This is a genomic window from Pseudescherichia sp. AS216, assembly GCF_037152055.1.
Taxonomy (GTDB): Bacteria; Pseudomonadota; Gammaproteobacteria; order Enterobacterales; family Enterobacteriaceae; genus Pseudescherichia.
Genome location: NZ_JBBCMV010000001.1, coordinates 510086 through 532485, shown reverse-complemented (window position 1 = coordinate 532485; position 22400 = coordinate 510086). Strand labels below are relative to the sequence as shown.

The 22400-nt window shown below is 56.7% G+C and carries 20 protein-coding genes; 10 read left to right on the top strand and 10 right to left on the bottom strand.

What is annotated here, in order from left to right; translation table 11 throughout:
* The first annotated feature begins 20 nt into the window (after window positions 1-20).
* The 3 genes from ltaE (at window position 21) to WFN61_RS02580 (ending at window position 4332) form a co-directional block, all read left to right on the top strand.
* On the top strand, window positions 21-1022 hold the full coding sequence (ltaE, locus tag WFN61_RS02590) for a low-specificity L-threonine aldolase (RefSeq protein ID WP_144813071.1): 1002 nt from the start codon (window positions 21-23) through the stop codon (window positions 1020-1022).
* A gap of 142 nt (window positions 1023-1164) precedes the next feature.
* Window positions 1165-2178, top strand: coding sequence for an NAD-dependent epimerase/dehydratase family protein (locus WFN61_RS02585; protein ID WP_312174359.1), 1014 nt, complete (start codon window positions 1165-1167; stop codon window positions 2176-2178).
* A 96-nt stretch (window positions 2179-2274) separates the two neighbouring features.
* On the top strand, window positions 2275-4332 hold the full coding sequence (locus WFN61_RS02580; protein WP_312272643.1) for a hypothetical protein: 2058 nt from the start codon (window positions 2275-2277) through the stop codon (window positions 4330-4332).
* 80 nt (window positions 4333-4412) lie between these two features.
* Here the strand turns inward: WFN61_RS02580 and WFN61_RS02575 are convergent, their stop codons facing one another.
* Together WFN61_RS02575 and WFN61_RS02570 are read right to left on the bottom strand one after the other, a co-directional pair.
* A complete protein-coding gene (locus WFN61_RS02575) occupies window positions 4413-5150 on the bottom strand; it encodes a hypothetical protein (protein WP_312282211.1) in 738 nt (245 codons plus the stop codon).
* A gap of 166 nt (window positions 5151-5316) precedes the next feature.
* A complete protein-coding gene (locus WFN61_RS02570) occupies window positions 5317-9120 on the bottom strand; it encodes an Ig-like domain-containing protein (RefSeq protein WP_337037492.1) in 3804 nt (1267 codons plus the stop codon).
* 401 nt (window positions 9121-9521) lie between these two features.
* Between WFN61_RS02570 and WFN61_RS02565 the strand changes: the two genes are divergently transcribed.
* The gene (locus tag WFN61_RS02565) at window positions 9522-10175 is read left to right on the top strand and encodes a helix-turn-helix domain-containing protein (protein WP_337037489.1); all 654 of its coding nucleotides are present in this window, start codon (window positions 9522-9524) and stop codon (window positions 10173-10175) included.
* A gap of 19 nt (window positions 10176-10194) precedes the next feature.
* On the opposite strand, the gene WFN61_RS02560 is transcribed toward WFN61_RS02565, so the two are convergent.
* Window positions 10195-11076 (bottom strand): N-acetylmuramoyl-L-alanine amidase, encoded by an 882-nt coding sequence (locus WFN61_RS02560; RefSeq protein ID WP_286172098.1) that lies wholly within the window; start codon window positions 11074-11076, stop codon window positions 10195-10197.
* 108 nt (window positions 11077-11184) lie between these two features.
* On the opposite strand from WFN61_RS02560, the gene WFN61_RS02555 reads away from it, so the two are divergent.
* The 6 genes from WFN61_RS02555 (at window position 11185) to artJ (ending at window position 15600) form a co-directional block, all read left to right on the top strand.
* The gene (locus tag WFN61_RS02555) at window positions 11185-11703 is read left to right on the top strand and encodes a lipoprotein (RefSeq protein WP_144813090.1); all 519 of its coding nucleotides are present in this window, start codon (window positions 11185-11187) and stop codon (window positions 11701-11703) included.
* 144 nt (window positions 11704-11847) lie between these two features.
* The gene (artP, locus tag WFN61_RS02550) at window positions 11848-12576 is read left to right on the top strand and encodes an arginine ABC transporter ATP-binding protein ArtP (RefSeq protein ID WP_042392362.1); all 729 of its coding nucleotides are present in this window, start codon (window positions 11848-11850) and stop codon (window positions 12574-12576) included.
* Window positions 12577-12596: 20 nt separating this feature from the next.
* Window positions 12597-13328: an arginine ABC transporter substrate-binding protein ArtI gene (artI, locus tag WFN61_RS02545; protein WP_144813096.1), complete on the top strand. Its 732-nt coding sequence runs from the start codon at window positions 12597-12599 to the stop codon at window positions 13326-13328.
* A gap of 6 nt (window positions 13329-13334) precedes the next feature.
* Window positions 13335-14051 (top strand): arginine ABC transporter permease ArtQ, encoded by a 717-nt coding sequence (gene artQ, locus WFN61_RS02540; RefSeq protein ID WP_042392358.1) that lies wholly within the window; start codon window positions 13335-13337, stop codon window positions 14049-14051.
* Complete coding sequence (artM, locus tag WFN61_RS02535) at window positions 14051-14719, top strand: arginine ABC transporter permease ArtM (RefSeq protein ID WP_042392357.1); 669 nt, start codon at window positions 14051-14053, stop codon at window positions 14717-14719. The genes artQ and artM overlap by 1 nt, the downstream gene beginning before the upstream one ends.
* A gap of 149 nt (window positions 14720-14868) precedes the next feature.
* Complete coding sequence (gene artJ, locus WFN61_RS02530) at window positions 14869-15600, top strand: arginine ABC transporter substrate-binding protein ArtJ (RefSeq protein WP_144813098.1); 732 nt, start codon at window positions 14869-14871, stop codon at window positions 15598-15600.
* A 55-nt stretch (window positions 15601-15655) separates the two neighbouring features.
* Here the strand turns inward: artJ and rlmC are convergent, their stop codons facing one another.
* The 7 genes from rlmC to WFN61_RS02495 all read right to left on the bottom strand — a co-directional run bounded on the left by rlmC (window position 15656) and on the right by WFN61_RS02495 (window position 22350).
* Complete coding sequence (gene rlmC, locus WFN61_RS02525) at window positions 15656-16789, bottom strand: 23S rRNA (uracil(747)-C(5))-methyltransferase RlmC (RefSeq protein ID WP_257757044.1); 1134 nt, start codon at window positions 16787-16789, stop codon at window positions 15656-15658.
* A gap of 42 nt (window positions 16790-16831) precedes the next feature.
* Window positions 16832-17305, bottom strand: coding sequence for a YbjO family protein (locus tag WFN61_RS02520; RefSeq protein ID WP_144814620.1), 474 nt, complete (start codon window positions 17303-17305; stop codon window positions 16832-16834).
* A gap of 78 nt (window positions 17306-17383) precedes the next feature.
* Window positions 17384-18229 carry a putrescine ABC transporter permease PotI gene (potI, locus tag WFN61_RS02515; RefSeq protein WP_144813105.1) on the bottom strand — a complete coding sequence of 282 codons (846 nt, stop codon included), beginning with the start codon at window positions 18227-18229 and terminating at the stop codon, window positions 17384-17386.
* Window positions 18226-19179 (bottom strand): putrescine ABC transporter permease PotH, encoded by a 954-nt coding sequence (gene potH / locus WFN61_RS02510; RefSeq protein ID WP_222890013.1) that lies wholly within the window; start codon window positions 19177-19179, stop codon window positions 18226-18228. The genes potI and potH overlap by 4 nt, the downstream gene beginning before the upstream one ends.
* 9 nt (window positions 19180-19188) lie before the next feature.
* Entirely contained in the window at window positions 19189-20322 is a 1134-nt protein-coding gene (gene potG / locus WFN61_RS02505) for a putrescine ABC transporter ATP-binding subunit PotG (protein ID WP_144813112.1), read from the bottom strand.
* 89 nt (window positions 20323-20411) lie between these two features.
* Window positions 20412-21521, bottom strand: a complete 1110-nt coding sequence (gene potF, locus WFN61_RS02500; protein ID WP_222890012.1) for a spermidine/putrescine ABC transporter substrate-binding protein PotF — start codon at window positions 21519-21521, stop codon at window positions 20412-20414.
* A 349-nt stretch (window positions 21522-21870) separates the two neighbouring features.
* Window positions 21871-22350, bottom strand: a complete 480-nt coding sequence (locus tag WFN61_RS02495) for a YbjN domain-containing protein (protein ID WP_144813119.1) — start codon at window positions 22348-22350, stop codon at window positions 21871-21873.
* Window positions 22351-22400: the final 50 nt, after the last annotated feature.

Sequence of the window (22400 nt, the reverse complement as noted above, 5' to 3'; positions counted from 1 at the left end):
GAAGATGATAAGGAAGTGCCGTGATTGATTTACGTAGTGATACCGTGACCCGACCGAGCCGCGCCATGATGAAAGCGATGATGGCCGCCCCGGTCGGGGACGACGTGTATGGTGACGATCCCACCGTTAATGAACTACAGCGCTACGCCGCCGAGCTTGCCGGCAAAGAGGCAGCGCTGTTTCTGCCTACCGGCACCCAGGCCAACCTGGTGGCGCTGCTTAGCCATTGCGAGCGCGGTGAGGAGTATATCGTGGGTCAGGGAGCACACAACTATCTCTACGAGGCTGGCGGCGCGGCGGTGCTGGGCAGTATTCAGCCTCAACCTATCGACGCCAGCCCGGACGGCTCGCTGCCGCTGGATAAGGTAGCGGCGAAGATCAAGCCGGACGATATTCACTTCGCCCGTACCCGCCTGCTGAGCTTAGAGAACACTCACAACGGCAAGGTGTTGCCGCGTGAATATCTCGCTGAGGCGTGGCACTTTACCCGTGAGAAAGGACTGGCGCTGCACGTTGACGGCGCACGCATCTTCAATGCGGTGGTGGAGTATGGCTGCCCGTTAAAAGAGATCGCCCAATACTGCGATACCTTTACCATCTGCCTCTCAAAAGGCCTCGGCACGCCGGTTGGTTCGCTGCTGGTAGGCAGCCATGAATATATCAAGCGCGCTAACCGCTGGCGCAAAATGACCGGCGGCGGCATGCGCCAGGCGGGGTTCCTGGCAGCGGCGGGCCTGTTTGCGCTGAAGAACAACGTCGAGCGTCTGAAAGAAGATCACGCTAATGCCGCATGGCTGGCGGCGCAGCTGCAGGAAATTGGCGCTGACGTTATGCGTCACGATACCAATATGCTGTTTGTCCGCGTAGGCGAGCAGAACGCCGCGGCTCTTGGCGAGTTTATGCAGGCGCGCGGCGTGCTGCTCAACGCGTCACCGATCGTCCGCATCGTTACCCATCTCGACGTCAGTCGCGCACAGCTGGAAGAGTTGGTTAACCACTGGCAGGCGTTCCTGAAACGTTAAACACCGCTTAAGATTGTGCAAGATGTAGAATATTTGACAGATAAAGTCCGAAATCGGGCTTTTATCTGTCATCTTTCCATTGCATAGCGGCGTAATTCACGGAAGAATGCGCACGAAATTCTTTTCAACACAGTGGATTGCTATGAAGGTTCTGGTCACCGGCGCAACCAGCGGTTTAGGCCGCAACGCGGTCGAGTATCTGCGTCAGAGAGGCGTGAGCGTCAGAGCAAGCGGTCGCAATGAGGCGATGGGCAAGCTGCTGCAAAAGATGGGCGCGGAGTTCGTCCAGGCCGATCTGACCGAGCTTGTCTCCTCTCAGGCAAAGGTGATGCTGGCTGGCGTCGACACGCTCTGGCACTGCTCCAGCTTTACCTCCCCCTGGGGCACGCAGGAAGCGTTCGACCTCGCCAACGTGCGAGCGACCCGCCGCCTCGGTGAGTGGGCCGTGGCATGGGGCGTGCGCAACTTTATCCACGTCTCCTCGCCGTCGCTCTATTTCGATTATCATCACCATCATGATATTGACGAGAACTTTCGCCCGGCGCGGTTTGCCAACGAGTTTGCCCGCAGCAAAGCCGCTGCGGAAGAGGTGATCCAGCTCCTGGCCCAGGCCAATCCCAACACCCGCTTTACTATTCTGCGGCCGCAGAGCCTGTTTGGCCCGCACGACAAAGTGTTTATTCCCCGGCTGGCGCAGATGATGCACCACTACCGCAGCGTGCTGCTGCCGCGCGGCGGCGATGCATTAGTGGATATGACCTACTTCGAGAACGCGGTGCATGCTATGTGGCTCGCCAGCCAGGAGACCTGTGACGCACTGCCGTCCGGGCGCGCCTATAACATTACCAACGGCGAGCGGCGTACCCTGCGCAGCATCGTCCAGCGGCTGATCGACGAGCTGGAGATCCACTGCCGTATTCGCTCGGTGCCCTACCCGATGCTGGATATCATCGCGCGCAGCATGGAGCGCTTTTGTGACAAGCGGGCTAAAGAGCCCGCCCTGACCCACTACGGCGTCTCGAAGCTGAACTTTGATTTCACCCTTGATACCCGCCGCGCCCGCGAGGAGCTGGGCTATGCCCCGCTGGTGACGCTGGATGAGGGAATACGGCGCACGGCTCTGTGGCTTAAAGATCACGGTAAACTACACCGTTAGTCGCTGTTTTTTATAGTCGTTGTCAGTCACCCTTTGCCATTTCCGCACCTTTTGCTGCTGATACCTTTATGTCTATTTATATAAACAGGAGGCATCATGAGTACATCAGCAGCACTACCCTCTCCCGCGTTACCCCAAATGAGCGATGACGGCTATATCAATGAGGTAGAGCTTTTATCGTCCGGCGGCGTTGATATTCAGGTCAACCGCTATAACAATGCCGCCGTGGGTGACTATCTGGGCCTGTTCTGGGATGGTGAGGTCGTCAGTACGCTCTGGCTTACCAAAAATAACATTGACTCGGCGTTCCCCTGGCAGGTGATTGTGCCAGCGGATTTGGTTCCAGACGGCAGCCACAGCGTCTGGTATACCTCAACCGACGCCTATCAAAATATTGCCGCCTCAGGCATCACCACGGCAATTGTTGATCGCAACCATACCGGCTCGCTGCCACCGCCGGTGTTCACCGATGCGGTAAACAATGTCATTACCTACAGCTCCGTCATGCTCAACAAGGGTACGTATGTTGAAGTGCCCGGCGATGGACTTGCATCTGGCGATCTGGTCACGCTCTACTGGGTCGGTTTTGATCAAACGGGGGTCGCCGTACCCGCCAGCGTCACCAGCGTGACGCACTCCGTCACCAGCGCAGATTTGCAGGGGTTCGAGGTACTTATCGCCCCACCATACATTATGCCGATAGGCGAAGGCAGCGTTCAGGCATGGTACTCCGTGGCCAGCCCCTCCGGTGAGAGTCAAAACTCTGACAGCGCCTCGGTGAATATTGATATGGCACCGTCAGTGCTCTACCCAGCCCCCCTCTTTCCGGCAGGCGGCGACGGCTGGCTTGACTGCGCCGAATGTAGCCAGGGTGTCGACGTTACCGTTCCGGGGAGCAGCAGCTTTGTTGCCAACAGCGTCGTTACCCTTTACTGGCAAGGTTATACTGCAAACGGAACGGCCATTGCGGCTGCCTATGACGTTATTGCTCACGTTGTGGCCTCTACTGAGATAACCACCGGTTTCACCGTCACGGTGCCATCGACCTATGTCACGCCGATAGGTATCGGCTATGCACAGGCTTGGTATCAGGTCGCCTCGCCCTCACAGCCGGGCATCTCTGAGCTGGCGCAGGTCAACGTGGATACCGAGCACTGCTCCCTGCTGCCCGCCCCCGACTTTCCGGCGGCAGAAGATGATGGCGTGATTACCGAGAGTGAGATCGACGCCGATAACGGTACGGAGATGACGGTTTCCTACCCTGGCATGGTGGCAGGCGATACGGTAACGGCGTTCTGGTTTGGCTATATCACCTCGCCTGCCTCCCCGATCCCAGGCACTGCCTGGACCGAAACCCGCACGCTTGGTGCCAGCGAGGCCCTGGCGCAGCAGGCCATATTCCATATTCCCGCCAGCTTTATGGCTCCGGTAGAGCCTGGCTATGGTGAAGGCCGCTACCAGGTGCTGTTTAGCAACGAAGGGGGGATCGCCTCCTCTACCACTACCGATGTCACAATCGCTACGGCAGCGGCAGCAGGTTTAAGGATGATATGCGGAACCGGCGCACCGCTCTACACGCCGTCAATTCCCGTTCGCCCCATGAATTCGGTAACCCTCCAGGGGCCGGCAGGCGCAGACGTAGAGCTTTCCGTTTCGGCGACCTCTGGCGCCTTGTTTAACGCTAATAGCGCCAATACGCTAACGGTTCGGCTGGATGAAACGGGGTTTGGATTTGCACAGGTCTACTCTTACGCCACCGGGAACGTGCCGATCAACGCTTATGTCATTAGCGAACCGCAGCTGAGCGCCAGAGCCAGCATGACTTTTACCTTCTGGCTCTATGGCCAGGGTGAACTGGCCTACTACGGTGTCTCTACCGGCGCAGCGGCTGATGGCAGAAGCCTCTGTAGCGTCTATCTTCGCAGCAGCGCCTTCTCTGCCGCTACCCGGGCAACGTTGACGTTGAATACGGCCAGCAGCGCCACTATTACCACCAGCGGCAGACAAACGGCCTATATTAATATTGGCGCTACCCATGCAGGCGGTTTCGATATTATCGATGCGACGGCGGAAAGTGTTTCATTCACGCTATCGCTACTGAACGTCTCGGGCGCGTATATTTCCAGCTCTGTTGTATTTAGCGCGTTCAATTAATAAGAGGCCGCCTTTTTTATTGGTGGCTTTAGCAGGTAATAAAAAAGGCTTCCCGAAGGAAGCCTTGTTAACAAAGCTAATTAATTTCCACCCGGTGGGACCACGTCAACCTCGGTACGGAACGTCTCTGAGGTTTCAACGGCAGAGCCATCGGCCGGCGCCACGGTGTACCAGAACAGCGCATAGGCATTTTCGCCAATCTGCTGCATATCTTGCAGAGTGATTTTATCTATCTCAACCGTGCCCTTCCGCGCATCAATTGCCGTCACGATGTAGGTGTACTCAATATCGGCTAATTCAAGGCTCGCCGCATTGTCGTAACCCTTCATGATCAGCGTAATGACATCGCCTGCAGTCATCGGGGAATAGGTGATGTCAACTGCAACACCATCAAGCGCGGCATTATAGTTGATGTAGCCCGGTGCAGCATCCGGGACGACCGGCGCAGGCAGCGTCGCTACGGCTTCTCCAGCATCAATAATCAGAGAGATATGGTCGGACTCTCTGGTGTTCTGATCGGGGTCGGTAACCACATAGTAGACATCGTAGGTACCATCCTCATGATTGCTGGGCGGATAGTCATTGAGCACGTCAATCTCCAGCGGCAGCATAAGCGGATCAGAAATTAGATACTCCTGCTGGTAGTCGCCCCAGTGAACCATTACAAGATCTTTAGCCTGGGCATCAGTATATTCTGGAATAACCAGAACCAGACCCGACTTAATATCATACTGGTCAATAGTGTAATTATCGTCGGAGCTGGCATTGAGTACGCGCGGGGCGGCAGGCGTGTCAAGCGCTGTTAATTTATTAGTCATATTTATTTCCTCATAGTGTTAACAGGTTTGTCTTATCGACAGGAGTAGCGTACCCGTGCAGCAGTGAGGTAATTGTTCCTTATTGAGTAACGAGGGCAGCAATGATTGCGCATTGTTAATAATTTTTTATCTGTCAAAAAAAACCCCTGCAGAGCAGGGGCTTTGATCAATTGCAATCGCCGGGACGACATGTGTCAATCGCATAGGATAGCGATCCGGTTTGGGTTCTACCACTATCAACTTGGGTAACAACGGACTTAACGTGTAGCCAGGCTGCATCTGCGCTAGTGGCGCCACCATTCACTCCCTCAACTCCCAGTAGAACGTTTGCTGGCAGCGTTATGCTAATGTCCTGGCCCACCTCGCCTGCGGTAACGGTATGAACCGGCGCGCTATAGTCCAGGGTTTGGCCATTTCGATCCCCACTAACGTAAGAGCTAACGGCAATCTGGTCGCCCGCAGCCATGCCGTTATAGTGCATAGTAATAACTGGCGTACCATCTACCGCGATATCGTAATTGACTCTACTTGTAGCCATCACTTCCGGCATAGTTAACGTAATCGGCCCGAACTCAGGGGTAACAAAGGTTGACTGCACTTTACCGGTCTGATTGCCTACCGTCGCCACAACGTTGAATGTTTCAGCCGTGTCATCGGTGTAGGCCATAGTGGCGATACCCTCATCATTGGTTGTAGCCGTTGGCGAAGAGGCGTTCATTGCGTTGGAGGAGTCTTTACTCCAGGTCACCGCCGCCCCGGAAACTGGCCGGTTGTCTTTCATAACCACCACCTGAGCAATGTTTTGCGTTTTGCCATCGGCCGGAGAGTTATCGACCTTCATCGTCACGGTAACGGTTTGCTGAAGTTCGGTAAACGACACCTGGGTAGTCCCTGTTGCTTCACCCACCGTTGCGGTGACGGTCAGGCCGCTCTCTGCAACGTTATCCGTCAGGCTCATCCTCGCCTTACCAGTTAGGTCGGTTACCGATGAGTTGGCGGTCAGTTTAGCGCTGCCGGTGGTGGTCCAGTTTACGGTAACGCCCTTCAGCGCCTGGCCGTTACCGTCTGTAACCAGCGCATTAACCACGTTGGTTGACATGCCGTCCGCCGGGGCATTGTCTGTGGCGGTGGTCACGGTGATATTATCCAGAAGCGCCTTAAAGCTTGTGGTGGCCGAGCCGGACGCATCCCCTGCCGTGGCCGTCACCGTCAGGCCACTCTCTGCGACGCTGTCCGTCAGGTTAACGCTGGCATTACCCCGGAAGTCAGTGACAGAGGAGGTTGCAGCCAGTTTTGCACTACCGGTGGTGGTCCAGTTTACGGTCACGCCTGAGAGCGCTTTACCGTTGCTGTCCGTTACCGTGGCACGAGCCACGTTCGGCGTCACGCCGTCGGCAAAAGAGTTGTCCGTGGTCATAGTGACGGCGATCGATTTCTGGATCTCAACAAACGTCGTCGTGACTGATCCTTTCGCATCTCCCGCTGTGGCGGTAACGGTCAGGCCGCTCTCCGCGACGCTGTCCGTCAGGTTAACGCTGGCATTACCATTCACGTCGGTAACAGAGGAGGTTGCCGCCAGTTTTGCACTGCCGGTGGTCGTCCAGTTCACGGTCACGCCTGAGAGCGCTTTGCCGCTGCTGTCCGTAACCGTGGCGCTAGCGACGTTTGCCGTTACCCCATCAGCCGGTGAGTTGTCCGTCGTCATGGTGACAGCGATGTTCTGCTGAATGCCCTTGAAGGCCGTTGTGGTCGATGCTTTCGCATCCCCTGCCGTGGCGGTCACCGTCAGGCCACTCTCGACAACCGTGTCCGTCAGGTTAACGCTGGCATTACCGCTGGCATCGGTTACTGAGGAGGTGGCAGCCAGTTTTGCACTACCGGTGACAGCCCAGTTCACGGTCACGCCTGAGAGGGCTTTACCGTTACCGTCCGTTACCGTGGCGCGGGCGACGTTCGGCGTCACGCCATCGGCTGGGGAGTTGTCGGTAGCCATCGCCACGGCAATGTTCTGCTGAACGCCGACAAAGGTTGTGGTGGTGGAGCCGGAAGCATCACCCGCCGTGGCGGTAACGGTCAGGCCACTCTCCACGACGCTGTCCGTCAGGCTAACGCTGGCATTGCCGCTGGCGTCAGTGACAGAGGAGGTCGCAGCCAGTTTTGCGCTGCCAGTCGTGCTCCAGTTCACGGTCACGCCTGAAACCGCTTTGCCAGTGCTGTCCGTCACCGTCGCATGGGCGACGTTCGGCGTGACGCCATCGGCCGGCGAGTTGTCCGTTGTCATGCTGACAGTGATATTATTTTTCGTTGCGGCAGCAACAAAGAGAGAATTTGTTGATTCCGTTTTACCCGAGGCGCTGGCGCTCAGCTTCACCGACTCCGCTTTGGTATCGGTAAACTCAGCGCTGGCATGGCCGCTAGCGTCGGTCACCGCGTCGCTGTGCACAATCGTTGCGCTATGATCTACGCTCCAGCTCACCGATACGCCCGACATCGCCTTACCGCTGGCATCCAGCACGGTCACCTTGCCGCTATTGGTATCGACGCCGTCCGCTTTACTGTTGTTATCGGTCATCTCGAGATTCAGTGAACTGACCGACTCGTCAAAGTTGCTCGGCACGCTGCGGGTAAGGGAGCCGGAGGTGGCGCTCACCGTAACCTGTTCGGCGGTGGTGTTGGTAATGCCGACGGTGGCGTAACCGTTGTCGTCGGTTACCCCTGAGGTGGCGCTCAGTTTACCCGTTCCGCTGACGCTCCAGGTAATTGCGACATTTTTAACGCCCGTGCCGTCTGAGGTGACCGCTTGCACCACTACGGAGTTGTTGGTCGCGCCATCGGCAGGGCTATGATCCTGAAGTGGAGTCAACTTCATATCAGCGAGGACGTCGTTATGCTCTTTCTTTTTATACTGCAGCACGATTTCGTTGTTACGATCGACCAGATCGTAGCGGCTGCCGGCCAGGCTGCGGCGAATCGCCACCTGATCGGGCGAGATCTGCGCGCCCCACGACTGGCCCAGAGCATAGCGGAAATTAAGGCTAAATTCGGTCTCATCCACTGAATCCTGGCCGCGACGATAGTCAACGCCAGCGGTCACTAACGGAATAGGGGTATAGTTAAACCCAACGGTCACCGCAGAAGGATCGTTTTGCAGCGTGTCTTTATCAAACAGGGCAACGTCATCGCCATAGTATTTTTCATACATCAGCTTGCCGCCCAGCTGTGGGTAGGCGGGCAGGTAGCCGTCAGCACGAATATCAAAGCCGTCAGCGGGCTTTTCGTTGTAATCGGCAAAGTCGCGAGAGGTGTGCCAGTCGGTCGTGCCCGCATAGGTATTAAAGCCCAGCTTCAGGAAGTCTGTCCAGGCCTCAGCACCGGCCCCGACGCGGCGGTTTTTACCCGTGAAGTCATCATCAAAGAAGACGTTTCCACCGAACATCCAGTTTTTAAGGTTAAACACCCTGACGCCCAGACCAAAGTTACCGGTGTTGCGGCCGTCCGGCGCACGATAGCCGAGCTGGGTAAAGAGGAGCTGCTGCTGGTTGTCATACAATGGCAGCAGGAAGTCCAGAGAGCTGTCGTCCCAGTTACCGTTGTCATCAACGTTCAGCTTCACCTTAGCCGTGCCGAATTGGCTCAGCCAGTCCTCGGCTGAGGAAGCCGCATAACCGGTTGCCGCCGAAGCGGCCGCCCCTTTTAAGCCATCCGTACCGGAAGAAGAGAGCGCGGAGGCCGTCGAGCTGAGCGTATCACTACCGGGTAGCGTGCCAGTATCCGTCTGCGGCTCGCTGCTGGTAGCAGAGGCCGGGGGACTACTGAGGAGAAATGAAGCTGAAACCGGAAAGGTTATCAATGAAAAAATAAATATAAACGAGAGAATAATTTTTTGCTGCCAGCTGGCGCGGTGTATCCTCGCCATCAGGCGCATTTTTTGCGCCTGAACAAGCTTTTTTGGTTTCGATTTTACTTTCATTAAAAAGTCTCTTTTCACAGTGCCAAAAAGCGTGCACAACACGAATGCTTGCACTTTTCACGTTAATTGAAATGTATGTTTACATTTAGATATTAAATGAGTAACGCATCCCCCTACTGGATAAGTGGCACCCTCTTTCAGCGCACTGAAAAGCGAAAAGAGTTAAACCATCCCAAGTTTGCGCTAATTATTTATTATATTTTATTTAAAGAAAAACGAAAAAAGTGCTCCATTTGGGACTGTCATATCACACTGATAATAAAGGTTTTTTATTGACTTAGCCGTTAATGTTGCCTGGGTTGCCTAACCACCATAAAGTGTCATGTTTAATATCTAAAAGATTTAATTTATTAACGGCATGAATTACAGGTTTTCGGAATATCCAAACAGGGAGTATAAAAATGAGCATTGCGCCTGAAAGTAATCTCACGGGTATTCTTTCCCGCCGTCCGTTTCACGCTTACCAAAGAATCATATCCGCGCTGGAAGAGAAAGGCGTCGCCTTTAGCCTGGCCTCGGGAGAGTGTGCAGGAAAAAGCATAGCCGATGAAGGTCGACTCTGGCTGGTTACCCGAGGCGTAATTACGGTGGTCAGACAATCAGACGAAAGCTGGCTGGGAACCGCCTCCGCGCCCTTTATTATGGGGATGAGCGGACTATTCTCTCAGCAGAAGGGTAGCTATACCCTGATCGCGCAAAATAGCTGCCAGGGCATAAGCGTGGAGCGGGATTTATTTTTTCAATGTATCGATCAAAATAATCTCTGGCAGGAGGTGGCACATATCCAGGACTGGCTTCTGGAGCTGCTGCTTTTCAGGGATCGCTGGGTCTCCTCTGGCGATGCGTACCTGATGGTCAGGCGGCAGCTGCTTAACCTGATGAAGCTGCCCTACGATATTCGCATTACCACCCCGGTTGAGAGCTATATTCGCAAGCATACCTGCCTGTCACGCAGCTCTGTTTTCCGCATCCTTTCGCAGCTGCGTAAGGGAAAATTTATCCTGATCAAAAAAGGAAAGCTGCTCAACGTTGCACGTCTTCCGGAGCGGTATTAGCCATGCCGGGCGAAGCTGGCTAGCCCTGACCGTACTTCTCTAGCAGCGCATTGGCAATGGCCAGGGTTTCCGCGTCGGCGACACCGTCATAGCGCGCCGGGCGGAAGTGCATCTGGAAGGCCATAATCACCCGCTTCTGCTGGGCTAACGTCATGCCCGGCACCACCTCATAGCCGTAACGGTAGAGCACATCCAGCAGAGTTGCGCTATCGACGCGTTGCGAAGGCGCGCGCCCGTTGAGGTAGAAGGTCACGCGCTGGGCGTCCGGCCAGGCACCAATCCCCTGCGCGGCCAGCTCACGCCACGGAAACAGCGGACCGGGATCGACTTTACGCTGGGGGGCGACGTCGGAGTGTGCCACGACGTTAGCTGGCAGTATGTTGTAACTATTAATGATATCCTTCGCCAGCGGGATCAGCGCGGCAATTTGATCCGGAGCAAAGGGGGTAAAGTCCTTCTCTCTGCCTATCTTCTGCCAGCCGTGGTTCTCCAGCTCAATGCCGATAGAGGTATCATTGATGCGCGTTGCGCCCCGCCAGTAGCTCACCCCGGCGTGCCACGCCAGCTGATCCTCGGGCACCAGCTGCCAGATACGCGGCTTGCCGTTGTGAACCGGCGGATGTTCGGGAATGAGGTAGTGGGCGCTGACATCTTTATCCGTCAGGGTGGTAAGAGAGGTATCGAAATCGCCCGCCGTGTAGTGGATCACCAGCACTTTTATGCGTGGGTAAGCCGCCTGAGCCCGACGCTGGGTATCCAGCTCATAGCTCACCTTCTTCACCACGCCCTTGTCACTTATCTCGCTCTTCTTGCTTGCACAACCAGTAAGCAGCAGGGCCAACACCAACAGCCAGAATCGTTGCCACGCCGGCTGCGGCATAGGGGCGGGAAATAGCCGCATCTTTACTCTCCTTTTTAACCTTCGATGCCACAAGCGATGCATAATCAAACAGCCAGGGCTATGATTGATAAAACTATACACATGTCGTTAGCTTATAAGGAAATCATTATGCGCTACTCTTTTCTATCCGTCATTGCGCCCTGTGCGCTGGTGCTCACCGCTTGCACCACTCCCGTGACGCCCGCGTTTAAGGATATCGGCACGCGCAGCGGCCCCTGCGTGGCAGGCGGTCCTGATGCCGTTGCGCAGCAGTTTTACGACTACCGCATCCAGCACCGCAGTAACGATCTGACGGCGCTGCGTCCCTACCTCAGCGACGACCTCGCCGCGATGCTGACCGCCGCCTCCCGCGACAGCCGCAATAGCGCCCTGCTGAGTGCCGATCCCTTCTCCAGCCGCGCTACACCAGCCCAAACGGCCACGGTCGCCAGCGCCTCAACGATCCCTAATACCGACGCGCGCAATATTCCTCTGCGCGTGGAGTTGACCCAGGGCAACCAGCGTTGGCTGGATGAGGTACTGATGGTGCGTCAAGGTCAGTGCTGGGCGGTAGATGACGTGCGCTATCTCGGCGGCAGCGTTCACGCCCCGGCAGGCTCTCTGCGCCAGTCAATCGAACATCGCTAATCTTCTGTACAGGCCGGACCTCCGCGATTTTGTGCTATTTTTAAGGTGGAAGATGGCCTGTAGTTAAGTTTTAACGCATAAATATTGCATAACTATTCTGTCAACGTTACTATTTGCGGCCTCAATTGCTATCAGATTGCCTCGATGAGTATTAAATTAAACGGCATTAACTGCTTCTACGGCGCACATCAGGCGCTGTTTGATATCACACTCGACTGCCCAGAGGGCGAGACGCTGGTACTGCTCGGCCCAAGCGGCGCGGGCAAGAGTTCGCTGCTGCGCGTGCTTAACCTGCTGGAGATGCCGCGCTCCGGCACCCTGAGCATTGCGGGTAACAATTTCGATTTTGCCAAAACGCCCTCTGATAAAGCGATCCGCGAGCTGCGGCAAAACGTCGGCATGGTGTTTCAGCAGTACAACCTCTGGCCGCATCTGACCGTGGTGCAGAACCTGATTGAAGCGCCCTGCCGCGTGCTGGGACTGAGCAAAGAGCAGGCCCATGCCCGCGCCGATAAGCTGCTGGAGCGCCTGCGCCTGAAACCCTACAGCGATCGCTATCCGCTGCACCTCTCCGGCGGCCAGCAGCAGCGCGTGGCCATTGCCCGAGCGCTGATGATGGAGCCGCAGGTGCTGCTGTTTGACGAGCCGACGGCCGCGCTGGATCCCGAGATTACCGCGCAGATCGTCAGCATTATTCGCGAGCTGGCGCAGACCAAAATTACCCAGGTTATTGTGACTCACGAAGTTGAAGTGGCGCGTAAAACCGCCAGCCGTGTGGTGTATATGGAAAATGGGTATATTGTCGAACAGGGCGATGCCAGCACCTTTACCGCACCGCAGACCGATGCGTTTAAAAACTACTTATCTCACTGATATTTTTTTGGGAAGTGACAATGAAAAAAGTATTGATTGCCGCGCTGCTCGCCAGCGTTAGCCTCTCTGCTACAGCAGCCCAAACCATTCGTTTCGCCACCGAAGCGAGCTACCCTCCGTTCGAATCCACCGATGCCAATAACAAAATCGTTGGCTTCGACGTCGATCTGGCGAACGCGCTGTGTAAAGAGATTGATGCGACCTGTACGTTCACTAACCAGGCGTTTGATAGCCTGATCCCAAGCCTGAAGTTCCGCCGCTTTGATGCGGTGATGGCGGGTATGGATATTACCCCCGAACGTCAGAAGCAGGTGCTGTTCACCACCCCATACTATGACAACTCGGCGCTGTTTATCGGCCAGCAGGGTAAATATGCCAACATCGATGCGCTGAAAGGCAAACGCGTTGGCGTGCAGAACGGCACCACCCATCAGAAATTCATCACCGACAAGCATCCGGAAATCACCACCGTACCGTACGACAGCTACCAGAACGCGCGTCTGGATCTGCAGAACGGCCGCATTGACGCCGTGTTCGGCGACACCGCCGTGGTGACCGAGTGGCTGAAGGCCAACGACAAGCTGGCAGCGGTCGGCGAGAAGGTGACGGATAAAGAGTATTTCGGCACGGGTCTCGGCATTGCGGTGCGTCAGGGCAATACCGAGCTGCAGCAGAAATTTAATACCGCGCTGGAAAAAGTGAAGAAGGATGGGACTTACGAGACCATCTATAAAAAATGGTTCCAGAAGTAATCCTTGATGAATGAATTTTTTCCTTTAGCAAGCGCCGCCGGGATGACCGTCGGCCTTGCCGTTTGTGCGCTGGCCATTGGCCTGGTGCTGGCCATGCTGTTTGCCGTTTGGGAGTCCGCTAAGTGGCGACCTGTTGCATGGTTGGGATCGGGGCTGGTGACTATCCTGCGCGGCCTGCCGGAAATTCTGGTGGTGCTCTTTATCTATTTTGGCTCGTCACAGCTGCTGCTGGTGCTCTCGGATGGCTTTACCCTGAATTTGGGGTTTGTGCAGATCCCGGTGCAGATGCAGATTGAAAACTTCGACGTCAGCCCGTTCCTGTGCGGGGTGATCGCCCTCTCCTTGCTGTACGCGGCGTATGCTTCTCAGACCCTACGCGGGGCGCTGAAGGCCGTGCCGCAGGGACAGTGGGAGTCCGGTCAGGCGCTGGGGCTGTCTAAAAGCGCCATCTTCTTCCGGCTGGTCATGCCGCAGATGTGGCGTCACGCCCTGCCGGGGCTGGGCAATCAGTGGCTGGTGCTGCTGAAAGATACGGCGCTGGTATCGCTTATCAGCGTTAACGATCTCATGCTGCAAACCCGCAGTATTTCGACCCGTACCCAGGAGCCGTTTACCTGGTTTCTGGTGGCGGCGGCCATCTACCTGGTGATTACGCTTCTCAGTCAGTACATTCTCAAACGCATTGACCAACGCGCGACACGTTTCGAACGGAGGCCAGGCTGATGCTTGAGTATTTACCTGAACTGATGAAGGGGCTGCACACCAGTCTGACGCTTACCGTGGCATCGATTGTGGTGGCGCTAATCCTCTCCCTGATTTTCACCATCGTTCTGACGCTGAAAACGCCGGGGCTGGTGTGGATCGTGCGCGGCTATATCACGCTCTTTACCGGTACCCCGCTGCTGGTGCAGATCTTCCTGATCTACTACGGGCCGGGTCAGTTTCCGTCGATCCAGGCCTATCCGTGGCTGTGGCACCTGCTCTCTGAGCCGTGGCTCTGTGCGCTGATCGCCCTGTCGCTGAACAGCGCCGCGTACACCACACAGCTCTTCTACGGCGCGATTCGGGCAATCCCGGAGGGGCAGTGGCAATCCTGCGGCGCGTTGGGGATGAGCAAGAAGGATACGCTGGCGATCCTGCTGCCGTATGCGTTCAAGCGCGCCCTCTCCTCCTACTCCAACGAAGTGGTGCTGGTATTCAAAAGTACCTCGCTGGCGTACACCATCACACTGATGGAGGTCATGGGCCACGGACAGCTGCTGTATGGCCGCACCTACGACGTCATGGTCTTCGGCGCGGCAGGGGTTATCTACCTGATAGTCAACGGTTTGCTGACGCTGCTGATGCGGTTAATCGAGCGGCGGGCGCTGGCGTTTGAACGACGCAGTTAAAACACAACAGAGGCGGGGCAACCCGCCTTTTTTACGCCCGAATAAATATAATTAATCAATAATATTGCATACTAATGCATTAGATGGCATTGTAATTCCATGCCGCAGACACGGTGAAAACGATAAGATTGACAGACAGGAGTTCCACAATGAAAAAGTTAATTCTGGCCGCTATTCTCGCCACCTTTGCCGCCGGTGCCAGCGCAGCAGATAAAATCAGCTTTGGCGCGTCTGCTACCTATCCGCCATTTGAGTCGCTGGATGCCAACAACCAGATCGTAGGCTTTGATATCGATTTGGCGAAAGCACTGTGCAAGCAGATGCAGGCCGACTGCACCTTCACCAACCACGCGTTTGACTCGCTGATCCCGGCCCTGAAGTTCAAGAAGTATGACGCGGTGATCTCCGGCATGGACATTACGCCAGAGCGTAGCAAACAGGTCTCCTTTACCGACCCGTACTACGCCAACTCGGCGGTGGTGATCGCCAAGAAAGACGCGTTTAAATCATTTGACGATCTGAAGGGCAAACGCATCGGCATGGAGAACGGTACGACCCACCAGAAGTACCTCCAGGATAAGCACCCGGAAGTGAAGACCGTGGCCTATGACAGCTACCAGAACGCGATCCTCGACCTGAAAAATGGCCGTATCGACGGCGTATTCGGGGATACTGCGGTAGTGAACGAGTGGCTGAAGAGTAACCCGCAGCTGGGTACCGCTACGCCGAAAGTGACCGATGCGCAGTACTTCGGGACCGGCCTGGGTATCGCGGTGCGTCCGGATAACAAAGCCCTGCTGGAAAAACTGAATGCCGCCCTGAAGGCCATCAAAGCCGACGGCACCTACCAGAAAATCAGCGATCGGTGGTTCCCGCAATAATCACGGTATAATTGCCTACGCCGGGTGGCGGCTCCGCCTTACCCGGCCTACTCGACTACTTTACTTCCCGCACCAACAACGTTAACACCTCATAATGCGCCGTATGCGGGAACATATCGAACAGTTGCACGCGTTCGATGCGGTATCCTGGCAGCGCGCGAATATCTTTCGCCATCGTTTCAGCGTTGCAGCTGGAGTAAATAATCCACTGCGGAGCCATTGCGCTCAGGTAGTCGCACAGCGGCTTACCGATGCCGCGCCTCGGCGGGTTCACCACCACCAGATCCGGCACCGCCCCCTGCCCTGTGGCGAACGCGGTGGAATCCAGCGCCTGAAAATGCACATTATGCAGACCCAGCTCTTCAGCAGACTGTTTCGCGCAGGCGATGGCCTCCGGAGCAATCTCAATTCCGGTTAGCGTCATCTCCGGCGTCGCGCAGTGCAGGCCAAAACCGCCCACGCCGCAGAAGAGATCCCACATGTGCGTCACCGGCAACGCCCGCACCCAGTCGCGAGCGGTGGCGTAGAGGCTCGCCGCTACGCTGGGGTTGGTCTGGAAGAAGCTCTGGGGGCGGATCCACAGCGGCACGCCGTTAAAGCGCTCCGCCAGCGCCCGCTGGTCGGTGAGCCATATCTCCTGCTCCCCCTCCATAATCGCCATATGCACCGGCTGGATATTTACCGAGATCACCTTCAGCTGCGGCAGTTCGGCCTGCAGCGCAGGCAGCGCGGCGCGAAGCTGGTCGAGCTTGGCCTCTGAACGCAGCACAAAGCGCAGCATCAGGCCGCCGTCGAGCTGGCTCTCGGTGAGCAGGAGGTACTTCAGCTCTCCGCGTTTGCGCGCCACGTTATAGGGCGTCAGGCCCGCCCGGGCAATAAAGGGCTTCAGGGCGGCGAAGACCGGGTAGAACGACGCCGGATAGAGCGGGCAGCCGGTGAGATCCTCCGGCGAGCCGTCGCGGTGCAGCATCCCCAGCAGCGGTTTCTCCACGCTGCCGCTCACCACCATCTTGGCTTTGTTACGGAACCCCTGCTCCGGCCCGCTGACCGGCGTGCACCACTCGGCGACGGGCAGACCGTCCAGCAGCGCATGCAGGCTCGCCGTCTTGGTGGCAAGCTGTTGCGGGACCGGCTGGTCGATCCATTGACAGGAGCGACAGCGACCGGCGTCATAAAGGGCGCACTGCATGATAGAAACCTTCTTTTTTGCGGGGCGGGGATTGTACCACCGTTACTGGAAGCGGAAAAAGCGTCTGCAGGGGGATGGGATAAACAGCAGGCCAAGCACCAGCATATCCGGCAGCTTTTGCATTACCAGCGAGCGGAGAATTTCCCGTTTCGAGCCACCGGCAATGCTGAACAGCTCCGGGTAGCCGTAACCCAGCGAGGCCGCCCACAGGTAACCTGCGGCCACCACCTGGGTCAGGAGATAGAGCCAGCGCGCCCAGTTGCGGCCTTTGATGACCGAGAAGGCGCAGAGAAATTCGAGGAACAGCAGCAGCAGGCTACCGAGAAAAATCAGCGTCAGGTTCCACGTCTGGGCGCTGCGGTGGATAAAGTCCATCGTCCCGCGTAGCCCCAGCAGGTTAAACAGCAGCAGCAGGTCGAGGCAGCGGATCGCAATAATAGCGATAGCCGCGACCTGAACCAGCGCCGGCACGTTTAGCCGCGCATGACCCTGCTGCGTTTTATTGAAAAATCCCACGGCGTAGCCTTCCCTGCGAAACGATGCCGCGACCGGCGCGGCATCAGTGACCCATGACCTCAGCAAATAGTAGTGGGATCAGCCCTGCCTTGCACGCTGGATATCGCGCGTTCGCTGCTTTTCTGCACGCGCCATCAACAGCCAGGCGATAAAACCAACAATACCCACCACGCCGAGGATAATCGACGCCAGGGCGTTGATCTCTGGATTTACCCCCATGCGTACGCTGGAGAAGACCAGCATCGGCAGCGTTGTGGCCCCCGGCCCGGAGACAAAGCTGGCGATCACCAGATCGTCCAGCGACAGGGTAAAGGCCAGCAGCCAGCCGGAGATCACCGCGGGCATGATCATCGGCAGGGTGATGATAAAGAAGACCTTCACTGGCGTAGCACCGAGATCCATCGCCGCCTCCTCAATGGAGCGATCCAGCTCGCGCAGGCGGGAGGAGATCACCACCGCCACGTAGGCGGTACAGAAGGTCACATGCGCCAGCCAGATGGTGAGCATCCCGCGATCCGCAGGCCAGCCAATGGCGTGGGCCAGGGCGACAAACAGCAGCAGCAGCGACAGGCCGGTGATCACGTCGGGCATCACCAGCGGGGCAGTGATCATAAAGGCAAAGCCATTGGCGCCGCGAAAGCGTCCGAAGCGCACCATCACTACGGCGGCGATGGTCCCGAGGATCACCGCCATCGTTGCCGCGCAGGCGGCAATGGTCAGGCTCAGCCCTACCGCGCTCATCATCGCATCGTCATGGAACAGCTCACGATACCAGCGGGTAGACCACCCGGCCCACACCGTCACCAGCTTCGAGCTGTTAAACGAGTAGACCACCAGCATCAGCATTGGCGCGTAGAGGAAGGTAAACCCGAGAACCAGGATCAGGATCCGCCACGGAGAGCGCACTACCGGTAAATTGTTCATGCGTGGTCTCCCGTCGCCTTGCTCTGATGTTTATGGAACCACATGATCGGCACGATCAGCAGCAGCAGCATGATAATGGCGACCGCCGAGGCCACCGGCCAGTCACGGTTGTTAAAGAACTCCTGCCACAGCACGCGGCCAATCATGATGCTATCCGGGCCGCCGAGCAGCTCCGGGATCACGAACTCCCCCACCGCCGGGATAAACACCAGCATCGAGCCCGCAATAATCCCGCCTTTAGTCAGGGGCACGATCACGCTAAAGAAGGTCTTCAGCGGGCGGGCACCGAGATCCAGCGAGGCTTCCACCAGCGAGTAGTCGATGCGCGTCAGGGCGGTATAGATCGGCAGCACCATAAACGGCAGATAGGCGTACACAATGCCGATATAGACCGCGAGGTTGGTGTGCAGAATGGTGAGTGGCTGATCGATGACCCCCAGCCACAGCAGGACGTTATTCAGCACGCCGTTGTTTTTTAAAATCCCCATCCAGGCATAGACGCGGATCAGGAACGAAGTCCACGACGGCAGGATCACCAGCAGCAGCAGGATGTTGCGCGTCGACGGCTTGCTGTGCGCCACCGCCCAGGCCAGCGGGTAGCCCAGCAGCAAGCAGCAGATCGTCGAGATGCCCGCCACCTGCAACGACTGCAGGTAGGCCTCAACGTAGAGCGGATCGTCCGTGAGCTGGAGAAAATTCCCCAGGTTAAGGGTGATCGAGAGCTGGCCATCGGCCCACTCCATCAGATCGGTATAGGGCGGGATCGCTCGCGCCATTTCGGCCAGGCTGATTTTAAAGACGATCAGAAACGGCAATAAAAACAGCAGCGACAGCCAGATGTAGGGCAGCGCGATCACCAGCTTGCGCCCGTGCTTCATCTGCATCCGCGCCAGCCAGAGGGTAAAGCGGGACGTTTTTTCTACGCGGGCCGGGGGTTCTAATGTGCTCATCACCGCTCCTTAAACCGTTAGCACAACGCAGCTGTCGGCATCCCAACAGAGACGGACTTCGTCGCCCCACGTCGGCTGGCCTTTGCGGTAGCGATGCTCGTTCTGCAGCTGGGCGCTGATCATCTGTCCGCTCTTCAGGCGAACGTGGTAGATAGAGAGATCGCCCAAATAGGCAATATGCACCACTTCTCCCACGGCAAAGTTGAAGCCGTCGGCAGGTGGCTCGTCGCAGAGCATGATCTTCTCCGGGCGCAGGGCCACGTAGACCGGTACGTTGTCCACCACCGACGCGTCGGCATCAACCTTCAGGGGATGCATCAGCCCCGGCGAGTCAATCACCAGACCATCCTCCTGGCGCTCCTTCAGCACGCCTTCAAAGACGTTCACCGAGCCGATAAATTCCGCGCTGTAGCGGGTGGTCGGATGCTCGTAGATCTCCTCCGGCTCGCCGATCTGCACAAACTTGCCTCGATTCATGATCGCGATACGCCCGGCCATGGTCATCGCCTCTTCCTGATCGTGGGTGACCATCACGCAGGTCACGCCCACTCGCTCAAGAATATCGACCACTTCCAGCTGCATCCGGTCGCGCAGCTTCTTGTCCAGCGCGCCCATTGGCTCGTCGAGCAGCAGCAGCTTCGGCCTCTTCGCCAGGCTGCGGGCCAGGGCCACGCGCTGACGCTGGCCGCCAGAGAGCTGGTGCGGCTTGCGCTTAGCAAACTCGCTCATGTGCACGAGGCCCAGCATCTCCGCGACCCTGCTGGCTATCTCCGCCTTCGGCAGCTTGTCCTGCTTCAGGCCGAAGGCGATGTTCTGCTCTACGGTCATGTGCGGGAAGAGCGCGTAGGACTGGAACATCATGTTGATGGGGCGCAGGTAGGGTGGCACGTGGGACAGATCGACGCCGTCGAGCATAATCTGCCCGGTGGTGGGCTGCTCGAAGCCCGCCAGCATACGCAGCAGGGTCGATTTCCCACAGCCGGACGCGCCCAGCAGAGCAAAAATCTCACCCTTGTAGATAGTCAGGTTGACGTCATCCACGGCGTGTTGACCATCAAACGATTTGGTCAGGTTACGAATTTCCAGCAGCGGCGTCAGCGCCTTACGAGGTTTCGCCTGTGGGCGGGGGGTTGCGTCATTCACGGGGTGCTCTCCGGCATACAGATAAACAGGTGCAAATGCACTAAAACGGTGCCTGATCTCCGGTGGCGCGAACGCCACCGGAGAGGGTCTTATTTACCGCTCTTCACTTTGGTCCACGCGCGGGTTCTCACGCGATCGATTTTCGGCTCCTGCACCTTCAGGGTAAAGAGCTTGGCGAAGACATCTGCCGGTGGGAAAATCGCCGGGTTATCGCGAACTTCAGCGCTGATCAGCGGCACGGAGGCCTTGTTGCCGTTAGCATAGAAGACGTGGTCGCTGATGTGGGCAATAACGTCCGGACGCATCAGGTAGTTGAGGAACTGATAGGCTTCCTCTTTGTTTTTGGCATCTTTTGGCATGGCGAAGACGTCAAAGAAGGCCAGCGCCCCCTCTTTTGGAATGATATAGGAGACGTTAACGCCGTTTTTCGCCTCTTTTGCGCGGTTCGCCGCCTGCCAGACATCCCCTGCCCAGCCAATCGCCACGCAGATATCGCCGTTGGCCAGATCGTTAATGTACTGGGAAGAGTGGAAGTAACGGATATTTGGCCGCAGCTTCAGCAGCAGATCGGTGGCCGCGCCGGTATAGTCATCTGCCTTGCTGCTGTTGGGATCTTTACCCAGATAGTTCAGCACGGTGGCGAAGATCTCTTCCGGCGCATCGAGGAAGGAGACGCCGCAGCTTTTCAGCTTCTCAAGGTTCTCCGGTTTCATAACCAGATCCCAGCTGTCCACCGGCACGTCGCCCAGTACGGCCTTCACCTTATCGACGTTATAGCCAATGCCGGTGGTTGCCCACAGGTACGGCATCGCATATTTGTTCTCAGGATCGTGCTTGGCTACCATCTTCAGCACGTCTGGATCCATGTTTTTCCAGTTCGGCAGCTTGCTCTTATCCAGCGGCTGGAACACGCCTGCGGTCAGCTGGCGCTCCAGGAAGCTGGCGGAGGGGACGACCAGATCGAAGCCGGTGCTGCCCGCCATGAGTTTGCCTTCCAGCACTTCATTGGAGTCAAACACATCGTAAACAACTTTAATACCGGTCTCTTTTTCAAAGTTTGCCACCGTATCCGGGGCAATATAGTCAGACCAGTTATAGACGTGCAGCGTCTTCTGCTCGGCTGCCAGCGTGCCGGCGGAGACCGCCATCAGCGCGCCTGCTACCAGACCGGACAACCATTTTTTATTCAGGGTGGTCATATCTCATTCCTTCTGGAAAGTTCGTGAATAGACGAACTAAATGTACGCATTAAAGATATGCAAGAATCGTGCATACTTTATCACTCTGCACAGCATCGGGTATGAGACGCCACCCGGCAGACGCTGCAAGCTTTTTAAAGCAGCGCAAGAATAACTGTAGCCAGGGTTAGAGGCTATAGGTCAGGTTAAAAACCGGGTTTTATCAATTTTTTATTCACTATTTGTCTATACGATAGCCCGATAGCGCCATCATGGCGGTGAATAAAACTGGTGGGAGGCAGAAAATGCAGAATAAAAGCGGGGAAGAATGCAGCCGCTATGGCAGCGACTGCGCTAATGACGTCAGGCTTTAGTGAAGAAAATTGCGCACCGTTTCACCGACAGCGGCCTCGTCTTCCTCGGTATTAAACAGCAGCTGCTGCGCGCAGGCTTCGAGGATCACCATGGAGACCTGCTCCTCGCTGTGACGCATAAACCAGGCAAACTGCTTCAGATTCACGCCAGGGGCGGCGAACAGCGACTGGCACACTACCAGCTTCGGCAGATTATCATCCTGAATATCGAGGAAGGCTTTGATCGTCAGCGAGCTGGCGTTAATTGCAGAGAGATCGGCCGCCAGCGCCAGCAGCGCCGTGGGCTTGACCTCTGCCATCGCTGAGAAGAGAACAATATCATCAACCAGATCGATTTTGGCGTCGTAGATGCCGTCAAAGTTTTGCATATGCGGCAGGTGTAGCGCCTGGCAGGTGTCACACTCATAAAAACTAATGCCCAGCTCGTCAAGCCAATGACGCAAGGTGTCCAGACTGGGTACGACGAGTGAATCCATAATAGGGGGTGACCTCTGTAAAAAAATTTGCGGGCATAGCTTACGCAAAA